Here is a 21,023-nt window from a genome sequence, read left to right as displayed (position 1 = left end):
CTCACAGAAAACTCTGCGGATCGATATCGACCTGCACGCGGACCGAGCCGCGCGGGCGCGGCGCGGCTTCTATCATGGCGCGCAGATAGGCCTGTATGTCGGCGCGCCGCCCGCCCTGGACAAGCAGGCGGAAGCGGTGGCGTCCGGCGATCAGCGATAGCGGCGCCTCGGCGGGGCCGAGCGCCATCAGATCGTCGGCTGCGGGAGCTGCCCGGCGAAGCGCACGGGCGTGGCCTTCCGCCTCGGGCCGGCTTGCCGCGCTGACAATGATCGCCGCCAGCCTGCCGAAGGGCGGCAGCCCTGCCCGCTCGCGCTCGGCAATCTCTCTTTCGTAGAACGCCTCTGCATCGCCGGAAACGAGCGCCTTCATGACCGGATGCTCGGGTTGATATGTCTGTATCAGCCCATGGCTCTTCCGCCCGGAACGGCCGGCCCGACCCGTCACCTGGCTGAGAAGCTGGAAAGTGCGTTCGGCCGCGCGCGGATCGCCATTGGCAAGACCCAAATCCGCGTCGACCACGCCGACCAGTGTCATGCCGGGAAAATTGTGCCCCTTGGCCACAAGCTGCGTTCCCACGACAATGTCGGCCTGGCCCTCGGCAATCGCCTCCAGCTCCAGCCGCAGCCGCTTCACTCCGCCCATCATATCGGAGGAAAGCAGGATGGTGCGGGCCTCGGGGAAGTGGCGGTCGACCTCCTCGGCGATGCGCTCCACCCCCGGTCCGCAGGCAGCCAGATGGTCGAGCGTGCCGCATTCGGGACAGGCTTCGGGCTGCGGCTCGTTGTGCCCGCAATGATGGCATACGAGCTGGCGGCGAAAGCGGTGCTCCACCAGCCAGCTCGAACAGTCCGGACACTGAAACCGATGCCCGCACACCCGGCACAGCGTGAGGGGAGCGTAACCCCGCCGGTTGAGAAAGAGTAGCGACTGTTCGTTGCGCTCCAGCGTCTTGCCGATGGCCTCGATAAGGACCGGAGACAGGAAGCCGCCCCGCTCAGGGGGCGCTTTGCGCATATCCACCGCGCTCAGCTCCGGCAGCGCCGCATCGGCAAAGCGCGCCGGCAGCTTTATGCGTTCATAGCGGCCCTGGTCGGCGTTGACGCGGCTTTCCAGCGAGGGCGTGGCCGAGGCGAGCACGACCGGAAATCCTCCGATATGCCCGCGCACCACGGCCATGTCGCGCGCGTTGTAGAAGACCCGGTCCTCCTGCTTGTAGGCGGGGTCGTGCTCCTCGTCGACTACGATCAGCCCCAGTTCGTCGAAGGGCAGAAACAGTGCCGAGCGCGCGCCGGCGACGACGCGCACCTGACCCTCCGCCACCTGACGCCAGACGCGCTCGCGCTTTCGCGGCGCCAGATCAGAGTGCCATTCCGCCGGCTTGGCCCCGAACCGGTCGTGAAACCGTTCCAGAAATGCCTGCGTCAGAGCGATCTCGGGAATGAGGATCAGAACCTGCTTGCCCTTTTCGAGCGCGGCGGCGACGGCTTCGAAATAGACCTCCGTCTTGCCCGAGCCGGTGACGCCATCGAGAAGCCCGACGGAAAACGCATCGGCCCGGGCCAGACGCCGCAGCCTGTCCGCCGCTTCCGCCTGGGCGGGGGAAAGTTCCGCCTTGGCAAAATCTGGATCGGGCGCCGGCACGATGGGACGGGGAGGAATTTCGACCCTATCGAAAACGCCCTGCGCGCTCAGCCCGTCGACGACGCCGAGCGAGACACCGGCCGCATGCGCCAGCCCGGATCGCGTCCATGCCTGGCCGTCGCCGGCAAGTGCCAGCACGCGCTCGCGCGCCGCCGTCATGCGGTCGGGCCGCCGCTCAGCCAGGCGCAGGCCCTGGATGGGAGCTTCGGGATCGAACGCGGCCGGCGCGCGCAGAAGCATGCGTGCCACCATACCCGGCGGGGACAACGTATAGGTGGCGATCCACTCGACGAAACGGCGCGTCCGCGCATCCACGGGCGGACAGTCGAACACATGGGCGATCGGCCGCAGCTTCTTCGCATCGACCGGACCGCCATCGCCGTCCCAGGCGATGCCCGCAACCTCCCGCGGACCCAGCGGCACCCGCACGATGGAACCCGGAACCACCCACATCCCCGCCGGCACGGCGTAGGAATAGGGTCTGTCCGCCGGCATGGGCACCATGACCGGAATCACGCGTCTTGTCGCCGAATCTTGTTCCATGAGGCGTGACCTTGCCGTTTTCTTGGATTAGAGCAAGGCCGAGTGTAGATAAGAGGCTGCACCGTCCGCGCCAGCGCCACCCAAGGAGTAGACCATGAAATTTTTCGTCGATACGGCCGATGTGAACGATATCCGCGAGCTCAACGATCTGGGCCTGCTGGACGGCGTGACAACCAACCCTTCGCTGATCATGAAATCCGGCCGCGACATCCAGGAGGTGACCAAGGAAATCTGTTCCATGGTCGAAGGTCCGGTGTCGGCCGAGGTGACAGCTACCGATTTCAGCGGCATGATGAAGGAAGCTGACATCCTGTCGAAGATCGCAGACAATATCTGCATCAAGGTGCCACTTACCCTCGACGGCCTGAAGGCCTGCAAGGAGATCACCGGCAGCGGCCGTCTGGTCAATGTGACACTGTGCTTTTCGGCCAACCAGGCGCTGCTGGCGGCGAAGGCGGGCGCCACCTTCATCTCGCCGTTCATCGGGCGTCTGGACGATCTGGGGATCGACGGGATGGAACTCATAGCCGAGATCCGCACGATTTACGAGAATTACGACTTCTCCACGGAAATCCTCGCCGCCTCGATCCGCACCGTCAACCACGTGAAGCAGGCCGCCCTCATCGGCGCCGACGTGGCAACCGTCCCGCCCGCAACGTTGAAGGCCCTGGTCAAACACCCTCTGACCGACAAGGGACTGGAAGCCTTCCTCGCCGACTGGGCCAAAACCGGCCAGAAGATCGGCTAACAGCTGACGCGCCGCCGTTCAGCCACGCTGGGCGGCGGCGCTCCATCCGACGGACGTGAACTCGGCGTCGGGCTCATCCAATAGCCTGCCGACCGCATGTTCCTGCAGTTTCCCGGCCACTTCCGACGGCTCCCCGTCCAGAAGACCCGGCGGAATGGGGCGGCCGATCGTCATCTGGATCGCGCGCCCCTTCTTGTTCAGGAGCTCGTGGAACAGCGTCATGTCGCGCAATTCGCTCGAATATTTGGATAAAAGATAAAACAGGCCAGAATTGCGGGCGGTTATGTTGACCGGGATAACCGGCACCTCGTAGCGCCGGGCAAGCGCGACCACCGAAGGCTGCCAGGGCCGCTCTGTCAGCTTGTCGTCGTTCCAGTAGGCGATGCGCCCCGCGGGAAACAGCACGACCGCCTTGTTGGACGCAAAGGCTTTGGCCGTCATTTCCAGCGTATCGCGGCTCTTGGCATGCGACTTCTCGTTCTGCCGCCACTCCACCGGGATTATCAGGTCGCGGAAGCGCGGATTGACACGAAGCGCGTCGCGGTTGGCGAAGATCGCCAAGTCCGGCCGAACCTTCTTCATCAGGTCGAAAACGGCGATGCCGTCGGCGATCCCCGTCGGGTGCGTCGGCGCGAGAATGAACCCGCCATCAGCCGGGATATGCTCGATGCCCCGAGCCGAAACGTTCAGAAGCAGCAGCTGACTGATATAGGTGAAGGCGTCCCATCCTGAAAGCTGAGCCACCGTGTCGGCCATGACGACCGCCTGCCGATAATGGAAATAGCGGTAGAGCAGCGGCTTTGCCACCGGCCAGAGCGGGTGCCGGGACAAATGCGTCGTGCGCTCGGCGATCAGCTGATCGACGACGTGGGAAGGCTCGCCGGCGCCAAGCGCCTCGCGCTTCAGCACGCGGCTTCCAAGCACCCCGGCCACCGATGAGAGCGTCGTGTGAATATCCATGAGCGAAGCACTCCATTGGTGGCTGTTTCACCGAAATCTGTGACGTCGCAATGACAACACGCTTCAATTACCGCCCGCACGAAGTTCCCCCGAGAGGATATGATTCTACATTGTTATAATAGGTTCCGGTCAGCGCTTGTCGAGGCGCGCCATGTCCTGCGCCACGGCAAGGCGAAGGGACTCGGCCAGTTCCCGGGCAGCGCGGTTCTCGGCGTCGCGCTCGGCCCGCAGCACGGCATACTCCTGCCGTGGCCTATCGAAGGAGGATGACACGTTGCGCCTGCCATTGGCGACGACGGAACCCGTAGCCGTATCCTTGAGACGGTAGATGCCGGTCATCGTTACCGTACCGGCCGTCGGCTCGTTCTCGCTGCCGGACTGGACCTGCACGGACGACGTCGTACTGCGCGTGACCGTAAGATCGAGCGCATAGCGCGGCGAGGCAGGCTCGCCAGCCCCCCCGGACAGCAGGAATATGAGATGATTGCGCACTTCCTGCGCGTAGCGCGTGGAGACGGGGTCAATTGCGACGCTCGACAGATCGACCGCAGGCGCGCCCAGACCGGTTCTCTCCGGGCTGCTGTCGTAAAGCGGCTGAACCGTGCAGCCAGCGGCAAGCGCCAGTATCAGGCCGAGGCCGGCCCCGGCCAATGTGCGAATCTTCACCTTTACCGCTCCAGCTTAAGCCACGACGTTGACGATGCGCTGCGGCACGACAATCACCTTGCGCGGCGCGGCGCCGTCCAGCGCCTTCTGCACGAAGTCGAGCTTCAGGACCGCATCTTCAACCGCAGATTTGTCCGCGTCGCGCGCAATTGTCAAATCCCCGCGCTTCTTGCCGTTGATCTGTACCGGCAGCACAATCTCGTTGTCGACCACCAGCGCCGGGTCGAATGCAGGCCAGGCGCTGGCAGCAACCAGCCCGGTGCCGCCGATCGCGGCCCAGCACTCTTCCGCCAGATGCGGCATGAACGGTGCTATGAGGTGCACGAGAATTTCCACCGCCTCACGCGCTGCAGCCTTTGCTTCCGGGGAAGCGTTGGCGTCAAGGCCGGCGAAGCCTGCGCTCAGATCGTTCACCAACTCGTGCGTGCGGGCAATGGCGCGATTGAAGGCCAACCTCTCGATGTCTTCGCCGACAGCCTTCAAGGCCTTGTGCGCCGGCTTCGAGATAGCGGCTGCCCCGCCATCTGCCGCGGCCTGCGGGCTGATGCCCGCCACAACAGGCGCAATGTCACCCACCAGACGCCAAATGCGCTGCACGAAGCGGTGCGCACCCGCCGCGCCGTCATCCGTCCATTCGACGTCGCGCTCGGGCGGCGAATCGGACAGCATGAACCAGCGTGCGGTGTCCGCACCGAAGGATTCGGTGATCTCCTCGGGGCTCACCGTGTTCTTCTTCGACTTCGACATCTTTTCGAGCGCGCCGATGGAAGCAGATCTTCCGGTGGCCATCTCGATGGCCTTGCGGTCGGCGCCCGATCCCTCGATGCGCACTTCGGCCGGCGACAGCCAGCGGCCGTCCACTGCCCGGTAGGTCTCGTGAACCACCATGCCCTGGGTGAACAGGCCCTTGAAAGGCTCATCCAGATCGAGGTGTTCCGTCGCCTTCATGGCGCGCGTGAAGAAGCGCGAGTAAAGCAGATGCAGGATCGCATGCTCGACGCCGCCGATATACTGGTCCACCGGCAGCCAGCGATTGGCGGTTTCGCGGTCCGTGGGTGTCTCAGCGCGGGGGCTCGTGAAGCGTACGAAATACCAGGAGGAATCGACGAAAGTGTCCATCGTGTCGGTCTCGCGCCGCGCGTCGGCGCCGCATCGCGGGCACTTCACGTGCCGCCAGGTCGGATGGCGGTCGAGCGGATTACCCGGCTTCTCGAAGTCGACGTCGTCGGGCAGCTTGACCGGCAGCTCTTCCTTGGGCACCGGCACGACGCCACAGCTTTCGCAATGGATCATGGGGATTGGACAACCCCAATAGCGCTGTCGCGAAATGCCCCAGTCGCGCAGACGGAAATTCACCTTGCGGGTTCCGGCCGGCTCACCAGCGAGCATCGCCTTTTCCAGACGCCGGGCGACCTCGTCAAAAGCCTCATCCGGTTTCATGCCGTCGAGAAAGCGTGAATTGATCATCACACCGTCATCGGTGAAGGCTTCCTCGGTGATCTGGAAAGTCGCCGCATCGGCCCCTTCCGGCATCACGACGGGGGTGACCGGCAGGCCGTATTTATTGGCGAAATCCAAGTCGCGTTGATCGCCCGACGGACAGCCGAAAATGGCGCCGGTGCCATATTCCATCAGCACGAAATTCGCGACATAGACGGGCAGCGTCCAATCGGGGTCGAAGGGATGCTTAACGCGAATTCCGGTGTCGAAACCCTTCTTTTCCGCAGTTTCGAGCGCAGCGGCCGAAGTGCCCATGCGGCGACACTCCTCGCGGAACCGGGCAAGCTCGGGATTTGCGGCGGCAGCCTTCCTGGCCAGCGGGTGGTCGGCTGCGACAGCCATGAAGGAGGCGCCGAAGATGGTGTCCGGCCGGGTCGTGTAGACTTCCAGCACCTGCTCGCCCTCGGGGGCGGTATCTTCCGCCAGCTCCCAGCGAATGGAAAGGCCCTCCGAGCGGCCGATCCAGTTGCGCTGCATCAGGCGCACCTTCTCCGGCCACTGGTCGAGACCGTCGATCGCCTGCAACAGCTCTTCGGAATAGTCGGTGATCTTGAAGATCCACTGCGCCAGCTCGCGCTGCTCCACCTCGGCTCCCGAGCGCCAGCCGCGGCCGTCGATCACCTGCTCATTGGCGAGCACCGTCTGGTCCACCGGATCCCAATTGACCTTGGAGATCTTGCGCCCGACCAGGCCCTTCTCGAAGAAATCGACGAAGAGCATCTGCTGGCGGTGGTAGTAGTCCACGTCGCAGGTTGCAAATTCACGGCTCCAGTCGAGTGACAGGCCGAAGGTCTTGAGCTGGTCGCGCATCACCGCGATGTTCTGGTAGGTCCATTCCTTGGGATGCACCTTGTTCTGCATCGCTGCGTTTTCCGCCGGCATTCCGAAGGCATCCCACCCCATAGGATGCAGCACGTTGAAGCCCTTCGCGCGCTTGTAGCGGGCAACCACATCGCCCATCGTATAGTTGCGCGTGTGGCCGATATGGATGCGCCCGGAAGGATACGGAAACATCTCCAGCACATAATATGTGGGCCGCCCATCATCGTCGCGGCTCTCGAATAGCTTCGCCTCGTCCCAGGCCTTCTGCCAGCGGGGTTCGGAAATACGCGGATTGTAACGTTCGGTTGCCATGCCCGGATTTTCACAGATAGAAGCTGATTGTCGGGCGGACCTTCACCATGCTTTGTGACGACCGTCAACTGCAAGGCCCTGATTCCGCCCGAAGCAATTCCTGGGAAAGTGGATACAGGTTTCCGTTGGGAATTGCCTGGAAGCAAAAACAGATGGACCATGGAAGGCTGGAGCGACAGACGATGAATGATGCCACCGACAATCTGCGGAACGTCAGGAACCGGATTGCGCAAGCCGCGCGCGAGGCGGGGCGTCCGACGGATTCGGTCTCGCTCGTTGCCGTTTCCAAGACCTTCGAGGCTACCGATATCCGGCCTGTGCTGGAAGCCGGCCAGCGCATTTTCGGCGAAAATCGTGTGCAGGAAGCCCAGGGCAAATGGCCGGAGCTGAGGCGGGAATTCCCCGACATCGAGCTGCATCTCATAGGACCCCTGCAGTCCAACAAGGCGAAGGAGGCCGTCGCCCTTTTCGATGTCATCGAAACGGTCGACCGGGAAAAGATCGCCAAGGCACTGGCCGACGAGATGCGAAAGCAGGAAAGGCAGCTGCCTGTTTACGTCCAGGTCAATACCGGCTTGGAGGAACAGAAGGCGGGTGTCGACCCGCGCGCAGCGGTCGATTTCGTCGGCCGCTGCCGACATGTTCACGGCCTCACAGTCGCAGGCCTCATGTGCATCCCTCCCTTCGAAGAGAATCCCGGCCCGCACTTCGCACTCCTCGAGAAGCTCGCCGGAGAGGCGGGCGTCGGCAAACTTTCCATGGGAATGTCGGGCGATTACGAGACCGCAATTGCCTTCGGCGCGACCAGCGTGCGGATAGGCTCGGCGATTTTCGGCGCACGTTAAACTCCGCCGCCGCCCCTTCGCACCTAGTGCAGCACGACCTCGCCCGTCACGTTGCGCCATTCGCTGGACGCAACCAGATGGCAGTGCGTGTAGGTTACCGAATGCAGCGGTCCTTCCAGCTTCTCGTTCCAGAAATCGATGAAGCGGAAGAGCTCAGGGAAATCCGGTGCGATGTCGTATTGCTGCCAGATGAAACTTTGCAGCAGACGCGGATGATCCGGCAGATGGTAGAGAAACTCCGCTGTCGTCAGGCCGTAGCCCTTCAGCATCATCTCCATGTCGGCATGTGGGCGCATCGATTCCCTTTCCGATTCGTTGACTACAACCATATTGTGTCCTCGCATGACTTGACCGTCCAGAACCAAAATGCTCCAAGCCGGTAAAAGTTTCATGAAAGCAATACGTTAGCAGCATAGCCAACTCACTGCTAACAATCGGCTCATTGCGGTGTCCGGCCCAGTGCCTGTGCGTCCCCACCCTGGCCCTGTCCCGGCCCCCTACCCCAGCCATTGTCTAATGTTGTGGTCACAGCCAGAATGTTAATAATGCGCGCGAAAGCGGGCGCCTCTTGCGCCCGCGATGGCTTATGCCGCGTAATTGTCTGGAGGAGGTATCATGTCCGAAGTGCACGTTCATCGGGTCAAGCAGGAGTGGAAGAAAGACGCTCTGATCGACAAGGACACCTATGAAAAATGGTACAAGGACAGCATCGAAGACCCCGAGGCCTTCTGGTCGGAGCACGGCAAGCGCATCGACTGGTTCACTCCTTTCACGAAGGTGAAGAACACCTCCTTCGAAGGCGACGTCTCCATTAAATGGTTCGAGGACGGCACCACCAATGCCTCCTACAACTGCATCGACCGCCACCTGGAAGAGCGCGGGAACCAGACTGCGATCCTGTGGGAAGGGGACGACCCGGCCGAAGACAAGAAGATTACCTATCGCGAGCTTCATGAGCGCGTATGCCGGCTCGCCAATGTGATGAAATCGAACGGCGTGAAGAAGGGCGACCGCGTCACGATCTACATGCCGATGATACCGGAGGCCGCTTATGCGATGCTTGCCTGCGCCCGCATCGGCGCGGTCCATTCCGTCGTGTTCGGCGGCTTCTCGCCCGATTCGCTGGCGGGCCGCATCGACGACTGCAGGTCCGATTTTGTCATCACCGCCGATGAAGGCCTGCGCGGCGGCAAGAAGGTCCCCCTCAAGGCAAATACGGACAAGGCCATCGAGATCGCCGAGAAGGCCGGCGCCAAGGTGCGCAACGTCCTGGTCGTGCGCCGCACCGGCACCGACGTGAACTGGGTCGACGGCCGCGACCTGTCCTATGACGACGAGACCTCGAAGGCGTCGACGGATTGCGAACCGGAGAAGATGAACGCGGAGGATCCGCTCTTCATCCTCTATACCTCCGGCTCCACCGGCAAGCCCAAGGGCGTGCTGCATACCACCGGCGGCTATCTCGTTTATACGTCGTTGACGCACCAATATGTCTTCGACTACCACGACGGCGATATCTACTGGTGCACCGCGGATGTCGGCTGGGTGACCGGCCACAGCTATATCGTCTACGGCCCGCTGGCCAATGGCGCGCAAACGCTGATGTTCGAGGGCGTGCCCAACTATCCCGACGCCTCGCGTTTCTGGCAGGTCATCGACAAGCACAAGGTCAACATCTTCTACACCGCGCCCACCGCCATCCGGGCGCTGATGGGCGCCGGCGACGATCATGTGAAGAAGACCTCGCGCAAGTCGCTGCGCGTCCTCGGCACGGTCGGCGAGCCGATCAATCCGGAAGCCTGGGAATGGTACTACAAGGTCGTCGGCGACGAGCGCTCGCCCATCGTCGACACATGGTGGCAGACGGAGACCGGCGGCATTCTCATCTCGCCGCTGCCGGGTGCAACGGACCTCAAGGCGGGTTCGGCCACCCGCCCCTTCTTCGGCGTCAGACCGCAGCTTGTCGACGGCGATGGCAATGTTCTGGAGGGGGCGGCCAGCGGCAATCTGTGCATTGCCGATTCCTGGCCCGGGCAGATGCGCACCGTCTATGGCGACCATGAGCGCTTCATCCAGACCTATTTCTCGACCTACAAGGGCAAGTACTTCACCGGTGACGGCTGCCGCTGCGACGAGGACGGCTATTACTGGATCACCGGCCGCGTCGACGATGTGATCAACGTCTCCGGCCACCGCATGGGCACGGCCGAGGTGGAGTCCGCGCTCGTCTCTCACCCGAAGGTCTCCGAGGCTGCGGTTGTGGGCTATCCTCACGATTTGAAGGGCCAGGGCATCTATTGCTACGTCACGCTGATGGCCGGCGAGGAGGGATCCGAAGAACTGAAAAAGGAACTGGTTGGCCATGTGCGCAGCGAGATCGGGCCGATCGCTTCGCCCGACAAGATCCAGTTCGCGCCCGGTCTGCCCAAGACCCGCTCCGGCAAGATCATGCGCCGCATCCTGCGCAAGATCGCCGAGGACGACTATACGGCGCTCGGCGACACCTCGACGCTGGCCGACCCGGCCGTCGTCGAGGACCTCGTGGAGAACCGTCAGAACAAGCGCGGGTGAAGACAGGTTCCGCGTTGCGAGCCGGAGGCGCCGGGCGCCTCCGGTTCTACAGCCCGTTCCTGTCGCCAAGTAGATCGTGCCCGGTCAGCATCCGATCTCACGACGTATCTGGTCGACCAGCCTCTTGTCCGGACACACATTCTCGCAAGGTATCCCGTCGCCATCTCCGTCGGCACGCCGGTAACCATTGCACCACATGACAACTGCTTCACGGCAGGAGCTTACCGCCTTGCAGCTTGCCTGTGCTTGAACGACGTCCGAGGGCGTTGAAACGCGCAACTCTGGAGGAGCTGCCATTAAGGGACCTCCCGCGACGAACATCGTCAGGAAGACCGTCATAGAGATCATCTTGGCGCCCCGTCCCATAGGGCAACCTGCTCTCTATTCGGCCCGAATGCAAGGAATCGACATCCTGCGGGATCCGCCTCTTGCAGATGACGGCGTTAGGCTCCACATTGCGTCCATCAGCAACGAAACGAAAGGAGGTGATCCAATGTCGAGTGATTTCCGTTCAAGCGTGGTCTCGATGGATTGCCTTTGCGGGGAGCAGTCTTTCCGCTGAAGCGCATGAAGCGCGGACGGGCCTGTTGAGGCCTGCCAGGGCCGCGTGAGAATACGAAAACACGAGGGCTGTCCGTAAGGACAGCCCTTTTGTTATCCAGCGCCGAGGTAGCTGGGATCACCTGTCGTGGCCGTTGCCGGAGCCCTCCCGCAGCTCCAGCCGGCGGTAGAAATCGCCAAGCTGTTTGCCGCGTTCGGGCTTGAAAGTGCGCCCGGCTTCGCTCATCACCGCGATGCGGTCGATGCGGAAGGCACGGAAATCGCCGCGCAGCTCACACCAGCCGACCAGCGTCCACACCTTGCCCCAGAACCACAGTCCAAGCGGGCGCACCTCCCGCAGCGTGCCGCGGCCGGCCTCGTCGCGATAGTCGAGCCGCAGCACCCGCCGCTGCTCGATCGCTTTTTCCAGTTCGTCGATGATGAGGCGCTCGGCATCCGAGATCACCCAGTCGGGCGTGTGGATCTCGGTTCGTGAAATACGCTCGCGCTCGGCTTCGGGCAGCACGGTGCCGATCTTGACCAGCGCCTCCTCGGCCGCCCGGGCCATGGCCGCGCCGCCGAAGGCGCGCACCATGCGGGCTCCTGCCACCAATGCCACGATCTCGTCGCGCGTAAACATCAGCGGCGGCAGCTCAAAGCCTTCGCGCATGAGATAGCCCACGCCCGCCTCTCCGTCGATCGGAACGCCGGTCGACTGAAGATCGGCGATGTCGCGGTATATCGTGCGTTCCGAAACTTCCAGCCGCTCGGAGAGTATACGGGCCGTAACGAGCCTGCCTCCCCGCAGATGCTGGACGATCTGGAACAGCCTGTCCGCTCGTCGCATGAGGGACAATCCTTAGTTGAACAAGCCAAAGCTATTGCCGTCGGGGTCGAGACAATACACGAATCGTCCCGCGGGTATAGGCACGATGGGGGAGACCACCTTGCCGCCATTTTCCTCGACGCGCGCCATCGCGTCCTCGAGCGGAGCCGCGACCGATAGGTGAATCGTGATGCCCGTTCCCTCGGCAGCCGGCTTGCCGGGATAGATATGCCCGGCGACCGCCTGGTCATCCTTCGCCGCGAACCGTGCCATCGGATTGGGTCCGTCCATGTCCGTAAGGGTGTTTTGAAGAACGGCGCCGTAAAAGGCACGGGCCCGGGCCATATCGGTTACCGGTATCTCGAACCAGACGGCTGCATTGTCCGGGCTGTATTCGCTCATGGCACCTCTCCATATCCTCGTTTCCGGCCTTATCGCACACCCATCCTGACAACATACCGTCAGGAGGGGTGTCACAGCCGGTAGAAGAAGCAGGCCGCCCCTAGCAGGCTCTACGCGTGCTCGCGCGACATGAAGCTCTGCATCTCCTGCACCACCGGCTCCTGATCCGGAAACACAAGGCGCAGGAAGTTCGCCGCGAAGGTGACGGGTGCCGTTCCCGCCGCGCTGACGATACGACCATCCGCGACGGCCTTGGGCGTATCGATGTAATTGGCCGCACCGGCATAGCCAGGTACATGTTCGTTGATCCACTCGCGGCCATTGCTCGTGTGCTTCGCATCGGCGAACAGACCCGCTTTGGCAAGCGGCAGCGTTGCCCCGCAGATCCCGCCTATGACGCCACCGCGCCCGGCCACGCTCTTCAGAAGCGGTGCAACGTCGGGTGCGTCCGCCGAGGCCCAACAATCAGAGCCAATAAGGGCAAGGGCATCCAGATCTTCATTTTGCGCGGGGTCAAAGTCGCGATCCGCACTCACCTGAAAACCCGCCGTCGAACGAACCGGATCGCCCTCAGGTGTCAGAGCCACCACGCGCGCGCCGAGCCATTCGACCGCCGAGGCCGCTAGCAATCCATATTCCCAGTCGGCCAAGTGGTCTATGAAGACTATGCCGATCGTCTTTTGCTGCTGTGCCATTGGGTTCTCCTGCGCAGGAATGCGACACCAAGCACGCCGAAGAGACAATAGATCACAGCGCGGATCGACGAAACACGATCTAGCGCCGCCGATTCCGCGTCGGTGGCTCCCAACCTATGTCGTCCTGGAGACGACGTGGAAGGTCCTTCATGATTCGCTCGCCGATGCGGCGACGGCGGCGCTGCCGCCAGTCACGGGCCCAGCCCGCAAGGGAAGACAGACCGGGATTCTTGAACATAGGCATCTCGCATCCTCCTCGATGATGTGATTGCCCGTATCGCACACCCGTCATGACAACATTCTGTCAGGACAGAAGCGGGACCGTCCTGCCGTCCTATGCGCCGTCTTCCCCGTCATCCTTTACCGCCACGGTGTAGTTCAGGGGCAGCCGGCCGCCATCGGCGTATATGGTCTGGCCCGTGATATAGCTAGCGTCGTCGGACACCAGAAACGCGGCGACGGATGCGATCTCCTGCGGGTCGCCGATGCGGCCCATCGGTGTGCGGGAGAGGATGCGGTTCTTGGCCGCAGGGTCGCCATTCACGCTCGCCAGCATGTCTGTCATGATCGAACCCGGACCGATGGCGTTGACGCGGATGCCGTATGGCGCGAGTGACAGCGCCATCACCTTGGTCAGCTGATTCACGCCGCCCTTGGAAACCGAATAAGGCACCTGATTGGCTATGGCGAAGACCGCGTTCACCGACGACATGTTGACGATGACGCCCGGCACGCCGCCGCCCTCCACCTTGTCGGCCATGTAGCGGGCCACCGCCTGCCCCACCAGGAAGGTGCCTTTCAGATTGACCTTCAGGACACGGTCGAAATCCTCTTCCTTGATGTCGAGGAAGTCCGCACCATGCACGATGCCGGCATTGTTGACGAGGATGTCGATATCGCCCAACGCGTCGATCGTCGAGGCGACGAGATTGTGCACGTCGAGGCTCTTGCCGACATCCGCCTTGACGAAGCGCACTTCGCCGAACTGCTCCAGATCCCCGACCGCGCGAGCGCCCTTTTCCGTATCTATGTCGGCGATGACCACGCGCACGCCCTCCCGCAGCAGCCGCTCCGCAATCGCATAACCGATACCGCCTGCTGCGCCCGTGACGATTGCCGCCTTGCCGTCCAGTGCCATTGTCCCACCTCATCTTTTCACATGCGCGGAAAACTGATCCGTCGAGCAGCCAAGGTCAAGCCGGGCGCCCACATATGTCGTGATGCTTTTGACATTGTTCTGGTCCGCGTGCACAACGGCCGCGAACCTTTTCCGGGACCCCGCATGACCAAAATCCTCTCTCTGCTGATCGTGGCGATGATGGCTCTGCACCTCATCCGCCCGCTCGGCCTGCCGGGATTGAGAAAACGCCGGGATTTCTGGAAACTGGCGGTGCTCGCACTGGCGGCAATGATGGTCACCGTGGCGCTGAGTCACACTTAGAGCCTGTTCCGAAAGTCGCGATGGCGGCCTGCAAAACAGGCTCTCAGATCATTTCACGCAATTGCGTCGACGACAGCGACGACCGCGGGCCGTGGACAAAGGTCCAGGCGGGCGGCGACAGGCGGGCCAGCAGCGGCGCGTCGTCCTCATCGATGCGTGCGTAGTCGAACACCTTGGCCATTTTCGACGACAGGAAGGAAAGCGTCGCGCCCGGCCGGTCGAAGACGGCGATGGGCACCGAGCGGGCAACTTTGCGCCAGCGCTCCCAGCGGTGGAAATCGCGCAGGCTGTCGGCTCCCATCAGCCAGACGAAATTGACGCCGGGATTGCGCGCGAGCACCAGTTCGATCGTATCGGCGGTATAGCGGATCTTGTGCGCCGCCTCGAAGGCGGTGACCTTGATGCGCGGGTCCTTCGAGCATTCCCGCGACAGGGCGATGCGTTCGGAAAGCGGGGCGAGCGCCCTTCTGTCCTTGAGCGGGTTGCCCGGCGTGACCATCCACCAGAGTTGATCGAGACGCAGCCGGCGCAGCGCCGTTTCCGCCACCAGCGCATGGCCGGCATGGGGCGGATTGAACGATCCGCCGAACAGGCCGACGGCCATGCCTTTTTCCACATGGGGCATACGCAGGCACGAGGCCGGAACGCCGGACAATTCACCCGCCGCGACTTCTCGACGGGAACTCACGGGCGGGTCTGGCCGGCGCCGCGGACGCGGTACTTGAAGGAAGTGAGTTGCTCCACACCGACGGGGCCGCGCGCATGCATCTTGCCCGTGGCGATTCCGATCTCGGCTCCCATGCCGAATTCGCCGCCATCGGCGAATTGCGTGGAGGCGTTGTGCAGGAGAATGGCCGAATCGATCTCGTTGAAGAAGCGCTCGACCGCAGCAGCGTCCTCGGCGACAATGCCTTCCGTATGATGCGACGACCAGGTTTCGATGTGATCGATCGCGCCCGCCACGCCGTCCACCAGTTTCACGGATATGACCGCGTCGAGATACTCCGTCGCCCAATCTTCCTCGCTCGCCTCGCCGGCTTCGGGGAACAGGGCCCGGACTTCGTCCGTCGCCCGGATTTCACAGCCGGCGGCAGCCAGTGCGGCAAGCACGGGAACCAGATGCGTGTCCGCCGCGGCCCGGTCCACGAGCAAGGTCTCGGCGGCACCGCAAATGCCCGTTCGGCGCATCTTGGCGTTGACAGCGATGTCTACCGCCATTTCCCGGCTGGCGGACCTGTCGATATAGAGGTGGCACAGCCCCTCCAGATGGGCGAATACCGGCACCCGCGCATCGCTCTGCACGCGCTCGACCAGGCTGCGCCCGCCGCGGGGCACGATCACGTCGAGATTGCCGTCGAGCCCCTTGAGCATTTCCCCGACCGCCGCCCGGTCCGTCACCGGCACGCGCTGTATGGCGTCCTCAGGCAGGCCGGCCGACTTCAGCCCCTCGACCAGTGCGGCATGGATCGCCGCCGAGGAATGGACCGAATCCGAACCGCCGCGCAATATGACCGGATTGCCCGCCTTCAGGCACAGCGCGCCGGCATCCGCCGTCACGTTGGGCCGGCTTTCATAGATCACGCCGATCACGCCCAGCGGCGTGCGCACGCGCTCGATCCTGAGGCCGTTGGGGCGCTCCCAGGCATCCATGACATCGCCGACGGGATCTTTCAGCGCGGCAATGGCGCGGACGCCTTCGGCCATCGACCTGATGCGCTCCTCGTCGAGCAGCAGCCGGTCCATGATTGCAGCGGACAGGCCGGACTGGCGCCCTTGCTCCATGTCGCGCGCATTGGCCTCCAAAATGGCCGGCGCCCGAGCCGTCAGCGCCTCCGCCATCGCCTGCAGGGCCTCGTTCTTCGCTTCCGTGGACGCGGTGAAGAGCGGCCGGGCCGCCGCCCGCGCCCGCGTCCCGATCTCGCGCATCATCTCGGCGATGTCCTCGCCGCCCTTGTCGACCGGGTTCAGCATCTATTCCTCCGCTTTCACCGTCTCGCCGCGCCTCACGGGCACGGCCAGCACGAGATCGTCGCGATGCACCATCGCGGCGCGGGCCTCGTAGCCGAGCACGTCGGCAATGGCGCTCGTCTTGAGTCCCGCGATCTTGCGGGCGTCCTCGGCATCATACGCGACAAGGCCGCGGCCGGCCTCGCGACCGTCGGGCCCGAGGATAGCCACCGTGTCGCCGCGTGAAAAGCGACCCGAGACCGACTTCACCCCCGCCGGCAGCAAGGATTTTCCGGCTGCGAGCGCATGGAGGGCACCCTGATCCACCCCGATCGCGCCCGCAGGCTCGAGTTGCCCGGCGATCCACGTCTTGTAGGCGCGCACGGGGGTTCCGCTGGGCTTGAACAGTGTGGCGCGGCCGCCTTCCTCGATGGCCCGCAACGGATGCATCGTGTGGCCCGAGGCGATCACCATGGCCGTTCCTGCGGCGGTCGCGATCTTGCCGGCGTCGAGCTTGGTGCGCATGCCGCCGCGCGAAAGCTCCGACGCTGCATCGCCCGCCATCGCCTCGATCTCCGGTGTGATGGCATCGACGACCGGAATGAACGTGGCGCCCGCATCGCGCGCGGGCGGCGCGGTGTAAAGCCCGTCGATGTCCGACAGCAATATCAGGAGGTCCGATCCCATCATCGTCGCCACGCGCGCAGCCAGCCGGTCGTTGTCGCCATAGCGGATCTCGCTGGTCGCCACCGTGTCGTTCTCATTGATGATCGGCACCGCTTTCATCTTGAGCAGGGTGGAGATGGTCGCGCGCGCATTGAGATAGCGCCTGCGCTCTTCCGTATCGCCGAGCGTGACGAGAACCTGGCCCGAAACGAGCCCCTGCCGGCCAAACTCCTTGGCCCAGGCGCTTGAAAGCGCGATCTGGCCGACCGAGGCCGCCGCCTGCGCCTCCTCCAGCGGCAGCCGCCGCCGCTCCAGCCCGAGCACCGTGCGCCCCAGCGCAATTGCACCCGATGAGACCACCAGCACATCCGTTCCGGAAGCCGCCAGCCGGGCAATGTCCTCCACCAGCGCCTCGAGCCACGCTTCGCGTAAACCCTTGTTCCGGTCCACCAGAAGCGCCGACCCGATCTTGACGGTGATGCGGCGGTAGGCAGTAAGAGCCGGGATGCTCATAGCGACAATTCCAGAAGGTGCAGCATCGTTCCGACCATCACTTTTGCCAGCGATCATCCACGATCTCGGCACCAGCCTCCTCCGTCCGAGCTTCCTCGATGAAGCGCATCAAGGCGCGAAGAACCCCTTCGACACCCTCCTTCGTCGCCGCCGACAGAAGCAACGGCTGGGTGCCGGAAGCTTCCCGCAAGGCGGCAAGCTTTTCGGTCCGCTCGTCCTCGTCCAGCAGATCTGCCTGGCTGAGCGCCAGCACCTCCGGCTTTTCGTCAAGTCCATGGCCGTAGGCTTCAAGCTCGCCCCGAACGGTGCGATAGGCCGCCGCCACGTCTTCCTCCCGCGACGAGACGAGATGCAGAAGCACCCGCGTGCGCTCGACATGGCCTAAAAACCGGTCGCCGATCCCCACGCCCATATGGGCGCCTTCGATGAGGCCGGGAATATCTGCAAGCACGAATTCGCGCGCATTCACACGCACCACGCCCAGATTGGGGTGCAGTGTCGTGAACGGGTAGTCCGCGATCTTGGGCTTAGCCGCCGTCACAGAGGCGAGGAAGGTTGATTTACCCGCATTGGGCAGGCCGACAAGCCCGGCATCGGCAATAAGTTTCAGGCGCAGCCATACCCACGCTTCCTCGCCCGGCAGACCGGGATTGGCGCGACGCGGGGCTCGATTGGTAGAGGATTTGAAGTGCTGGTTGCCGAAGCCGCCATTGCCGCCGGCGGCCAAGCGAAAGCGCTGACCCACCTCGGTCAGATCGCAGATCAGCGTTTCATTGTCTTCCTCGAAGACCTGCGTGCCAACGGGCACCTTGAGCACGACATCCGCGCCCTTGGCACCGGTGCGGTTGCGCCCCATGCCATGGACGCCTGTCTGCGCCTTGAAATGCTGCTGATAGCGATAGTCGATCAGCGTATTGAGGCCGTCAACCGCCTCGAGCCAGACATCGCCGCCACGCCCGCCGTCGCCGCCATCGGGACCGCCGAATTCGATGTATTTTTCGCGATGGAACGAAACCGCGCCCGCCCCGCCATCGCCGGAGCGGATGTAGACTTTTGCTTGGTCGAGAAATTTCATGGCGCCGCGTATCTTTCCGTTTGTCGTCCCGTCTACAGCATCGGCCCGAAAATCGAAATCGATTTTCGGAAAGCACCGATGCGCAGATTCAATAACTTGCAGCGTCCCAAGTACATCCGGAAGGACGCGCGGCGCTGCAGCCAATTGAAAGCGCGAGAGGCGCTCCCGCATTCGCGAAACGCCTCCCGACTGTTTCCCTCAGCTCATGCGCCCCAGCTCCTGAGGCTGACCCAGGTCCTGCGATCGAGCTGGTAGCGCTCGATGGGCACGCGTCCCGCGACCACCGAATCCATCATGCCCTGCCCCACATACTGGAACCCGCATTTGTGGATCACCCGGCGCGAGGCCGCGTTGATGACCCGGCACGACACGTTCAGCCGGTCGGCATCGGTCGCCCGGAACGCCAGATCGACCAGCGCATGCGCCACCTCCGTCGCATAGCCGCGGCCCCAGTAAGGTTCTCCGATCCAGTAGCCGAGCTCCAGGCCGTGCTCGCGGTTGTCGAGCCCGGCGCAGCCGATGAAGGCGCCGCTGTCGGACAGGGCCACCGCATAGTTGCAACCGCCATTGCTACGGGTCTTGCTGCCGCGAATGAAGGTCACTGCGTCCGCGGCGCTATAGGGATAGGGCATGCGCGAGAGCATCTCGGCCACCCGCTTGTCGTTGGCCAGCTCGACCAGCTCGTCCGCATCGTCTTCATGCGGCGGCCGCAATACCAGCCGCTCGGTCACCAGGACCGGGCACTCTATACTGTAACTTTCGCTCTCAACCTCTTCACTGTCGGCAACCATCGTTTTTCCTCCGGGCAAAAAGAAAGGGGAGATGGCGACCCATCTCCCCTGAACCTTTTTCCGGATTTCATCCGACACCGGGTCCCAAGATGGGTCGCCGGTGTTCTTGGTGCGGAACCGGCTACTCCGCTGCTTCGAGAATTGGGTTTACGGACACGTAGGTTCGGCCGTTGGCCTTCTTGGCGAAGGACACATTGCCGGCGTCGAGCGCAAACAGCGTGTGGTCTTTGCCCATGCCGACATTCGAGCCGGGATGCCACTTCGTGCCGCGCTGACGAATGATGATGTTGCCGGCAACGACCTTCTCGCCGCCGAATTTCTTCACGCCAAGGCGCTTGGATTCGGAATCGCGACCGTTGCGCGACGAACCGCCAGCTTTTTTGTGTGCCATGGTGTTACTCCTTTGCGTCCTGCGAACGCCTGGTTGTTCTTATGAACGCCTTCGCGTCCAAATTCAATTCTGTTTTCGAACTGGCCCTACTTTGCCAGTTCCTTGGCCTGCTCGCGCCAGTCCTTGATCTGATCGGCGCTGAAAGGCATGGCTTCGTCGATCCGCGCGACATCGTCGTCGGAAAGTCCGGCGATCTGCGCGTAGGTGGCGATGCCCTGCTCCTGGAGCTGGCCCGCCGCTACCGGACCGATGCCCTTGATCTTGGTCAGATCGTCGAGCTCGCCCGCCGGCGCCGTGAACAGCGGAGCCGCGGTTGCCTCGGCCTTGGCTTCGGCCTTCTTCGGCGCGGCCTTCTCGCCGTCCTTCTTGGCCTCGGCCTTTGCCGCCGCCTTCTTGGAAGGCTTGGCGCCACCCGTCAGGATCTCCGAGATGCGCACGGTGGTCAGAAGCTGGCGATGGCCGCGCTTGCGGCGCGAATTCTGCCGGCGGCGCTTCTTGAAGGCGATCACCTTCTTGCCGCGCCCCTGCTCCACCACCTCGGCCGCCACGCTGGCGCCGTCCACGAACGGCACGCCGAGAGTTACGTCCTCGCCCTCGCCGACGATGAGCACATCGCCGAACTGGATGATGTCGCCGGGCTCGCCGGAAACTTTTTCGACCTCAAGGAGGTCGTTTGCGGAAACGCGATACTGCTTTCCGCCGGTCTTGATGACTGCGAACATCATTCTAGCCTTTCGGTGTCCGGTCCGGCTTGGGCCGCGCGCACGCTGCCTGCCGTCTTTTTATCAGTCTGATTTAATAGGCCCGAAGGCCTCACGAAATAAGCGGCGCAGAGAACGCTCCACGCCGCAATAGGCGGGTCCATAATTCAAGCGGGCCGCAAGGTCAAGTCCGCCACCGCCGATCATGAGAGTCCGGGACCGGATTTGGCACAGATTTAGCCTTGTATCAAAAGCGGTTCGCCGCTATCTAAGCGCCCGCACAGGGCTTTGCCCGGCACCGGCGACCGCGGAGAGGTGGCTGAGTGGTTGAAAGCACCGCACTCGAAATGCGGCATACTCGCAAGGGTATCGGGGGTTCGAATCCCTCCCTCTCCGCCATTTCCTATTAAAATCTAATGGATTAGG

20 protein-coding genes and 1 tRNA gene are annotated in these 21,023 nt (G+C 63.2%); 5 read left to right on the top strand and 16 right to left on the bottom strand.

Going from position 1 to position 21,023, the window contains the following annotated elements; genetic code table 11:
- Position 1: 1 nt before the first annotated feature.
- Positions 2–2,185, bottom strand: a complete 2,184-nt coding sequence (locus tag N1058_RS04450) for a primosomal protein N' (protein WP_265516275.1) — start codon at positions 2,183–2,185, stop codon at positions 2–4.
- A 94-nt stretch (positions 2,186–2,279) separates the two neighbouring features.
- Between N1058_RS04450 and fsa the strand changes: the two genes are divergently transcribed.
- Positions 2,280–2,933, top strand: coding sequence for a fructose-6-phosphate aldolase (gene fsa / locus N1058_RS04445; RefSeq protein ID WP_265516274.1), 654 nt, complete (start codon positions 2,280–2,282; stop codon positions 2,931–2,933).
- Between the two features lie 18 nt (positions 2,934–2,951).
- On the opposite strand, the gene N1058_RS04440 is transcribed toward fsa, so the two are convergent.
- The 3 genes from N1058_RS04440 to leuS all read right to left on the bottom strand — a co-directional run bounded on the left by N1058_RS04440 (position 2,952) and on the right by leuS (position 7,193).
- Positions 2,952–3,893: a 1-acyl-sn-glycerol-3-phosphate acyltransferase gene (locus tag N1058_RS04440; protein WP_265516273.1), complete on the bottom strand. Its 942-nt coding sequence runs from the start codon at positions 3,891–3,893 to the stop codon at positions 2,952–2,954.
- Between the two features lie 129 nt (positions 3,894–4,022).
- Positions 4,023–4,559: an LPS assembly lipoprotein LptE gene (locus tag N1058_RS04435; RefSeq protein WP_265516272.1), complete on the bottom strand. Its 537-nt coding sequence runs from the start codon at positions 4,557–4,559 to the stop codon at positions 4,023–4,025.
- Positions 4,560–4,574: 15 nt separating this feature from the next.
- Positions 4,575–7,193 carry a leucine--tRNA ligase gene (gene leuS, locus N1058_RS04430; protein WP_265516271.1) on the bottom strand — a complete coding sequence of 873 codons (2,619 nt, stop codon included), beginning with the start codon at positions 7,191–7,193 and terminating at the stop codon, positions 4,575–4,577.
- A gap of 182 nt (positions 7,194–7,375) precedes the next feature.
- Between leuS and N1058_RS04425 the strand changes: the two genes are divergently transcribed.
- Positions 7,376–8,038, top strand: coding sequence for a YggS family pyridoxal phosphate-dependent enzyme (locus N1058_RS04425; RefSeq protein WP_265516270.1), 663 nt, complete (start codon positions 7,376–7,378; stop codon positions 8,036–8,038).
- 23 nt (positions 8,039–8,061) lie between these two features.
- On the opposite strand, the gene N1058_RS04420 is transcribed toward N1058_RS04425, so the two are convergent.
- The gene (locus N1058_RS04420) at positions 8,062–8,334 is read right to left on the bottom strand and encodes an usg protein (protein WP_265516269.1); all 273 of its coding nucleotides are present in this window, start codon (positions 8,332–8,334) and stop codon (positions 8,062–8,064) included.
- Between the two features lie 319 nt (positions 8,335–8,653).
- Here N1058_RS04420 and acs point away from each other — a divergent pair, with 319 nt between their 5' ends.
- Positions 8,654–10,609: an acetate--CoA ligase gene (acs, locus tag N1058_RS04415; protein ID WP_265516268.1), complete on the top strand. Its 1,956-nt coding sequence runs from the start codon at positions 8,654–8,656 to the stop codon at positions 10,607–10,609.
- Positions 10,610–11,288: 679 nt separating this feature from the next.
- On the opposite strand, the gene N1058_RS04405 is transcribed toward acs, so the two are convergent.
- From N1058_RS04405 to N1058_RS04390, 4 genes are all read right to left on the bottom strand, one after another.
- Complete coding sequence (locus N1058_RS04405) at positions 11,289–11,996, bottom strand: helix-turn-helix transcriptional regulator (RefSeq protein ID WP_265516266.1); 708 nt, start codon at positions 11,994–11,996, stop codon at positions 11,289–11,291.
- Between the two features lie 12 nt (positions 11,997–12,008).
- Positions 12,009–12,377, bottom strand: a complete 369-nt coding sequence (locus tag N1058_RS04400; RefSeq protein ID WP_265516265.1) for a VOC family protein — start codon at positions 12,375–12,377, stop codon at positions 12,009–12,011.
- Between the two features lie 110 nt (positions 12,378–12,487).
- Complete coding sequence (locus N1058_RS04395; RefSeq protein WP_265516264.1) at positions 12,488–13,072, bottom strand: DJ-1/PfpI family protein; 585 nt, start codon at positions 13,070–13,072, stop codon at positions 12,488–12,490.
- A 334-nt stretch (positions 13,073–13,406) separates the two neighbouring features.
- The gene (locus N1058_RS04390) at positions 13,407–14,210 is read right to left on the bottom strand and encodes an SDR family NAD(P)-dependent oxidoreductase (protein WP_265516263.1); all 804 of its coding nucleotides are present in this window, start codon (positions 14,208–14,210) and stop codon (positions 13,407–13,409) included.
- Positions 14,211–14,354: 144 nt separating this feature from the next.
- On the opposite strand from N1058_RS04390, the gene N1058_RS04385 reads away from it, so the two are divergent.
- The gene (locus N1058_RS04385; RefSeq protein ID WP_265516262.1) at positions 14,355–14,513 is read left to right on the top strand and encodes a hypothetical protein; all 159 of its coding nucleotides are present in this window, start codon (positions 14,355–14,357) and stop codon (positions 14,511–14,513) included.
- A 43-nt stretch (positions 14,514–14,556) separates the two neighbouring features.
- Here N1058_RS04385 and N1058_RS04380 read toward each other — a convergent pair whose 3' ends face one another.
- The 7 genes from N1058_RS04380 to N1058_RS04350 form a co-directional block, all read right to left on the bottom strand.
- Complete coding sequence (locus N1058_RS04380) at positions 14,557–15,138, bottom strand: nicotinate-nucleotide adenylyltransferase (protein ID WP_265516372.1); 582 nt, start codon at positions 15,136–15,138, stop codon at positions 14,557–14,559.
- Between the two features lie 59 nt (positions 15,139–15,197).
- Positions 15,198–16,484 (bottom strand): glutamate-5-semialdehyde dehydrogenase, encoded by a 1,287-nt coding sequence (locus N1058_RS04375; RefSeq protein ID WP_265516261.1) that lies wholly within the window; start codon positions 16,482–16,484, stop codon positions 15,198–15,200.
- Positions 16,485–17,639, bottom strand: coding sequence for a glutamate 5-kinase (proB, locus tag N1058_RS04370; protein WP_274709146.1), 1,155 nt, complete (start codon positions 17,637–17,639; stop codon positions 16,485–16,487).
- A gap of 37 nt (positions 17,640–17,676) precedes the next feature.
- Positions 17,677–18,714, bottom strand: coding sequence for a GTPase ObgE (gene obgE, locus N1058_RS04365; RefSeq protein WP_265516260.1), 1,038 nt, complete (start codon positions 18,712–18,714; stop codon positions 17,677–17,679).
- Positions 18,715–18,917: 203 nt separating this feature from the next.
- A complete protein-coding gene (locus N1058_RS04360) occupies positions 18,918–19,505 on the bottom strand; it encodes a GNAT family N-acetyltransferase (protein ID WP_265516259.1) in 588 nt (195 codons plus the stop codon).
- Positions 19,506–19,626: 121 nt separating this feature from the next.
- Positions 19,627–19,896, bottom strand: coding sequence for a 50S ribosomal protein L27 (rpmA, locus tag N1058_RS04355; RefSeq protein ID WP_265516258.1), 270 nt, complete (start codon positions 19,894–19,896; stop codon positions 19,627–19,629).
- Positions 19,897–19,982: 86 nt separating this feature from the next.
- Complete coding sequence (locus tag N1058_RS04350) at positions 19,983–20,618, bottom strand: 50S ribosomal protein L21 (protein WP_265516370.1); 636 nt, start codon at positions 20,616–20,618, stop codon at positions 19,983–19,985.
- Between the two features lie 288 nt (positions 20,619–20,906).
- Between N1058_RS04350 and N1058_RS04345 the strand changes: the two genes are divergently transcribed.
- Positions 20,907–20,996 (top strand) — tRNA-Ser (locus tag N1058_RS04345).
- Positions 20,997–21,023 lie beyond the last annotated feature (27 nt).

It is taken from the genome of Nitratireductor luteus (assembly GCF_026162365.1).
Classification (GTDB): domain Bacteria; phylum Pseudomonadota; class Alphaproteobacteria; order Rhizobiales; family Rhizobiaceae; genus Chelativorans; species Chelativorans luteus.
The sequence above is the reverse complement of the archived record's forward strand: the minus strand, read 5'-3'. Positions and strand labels throughout refer to the sequence as shown.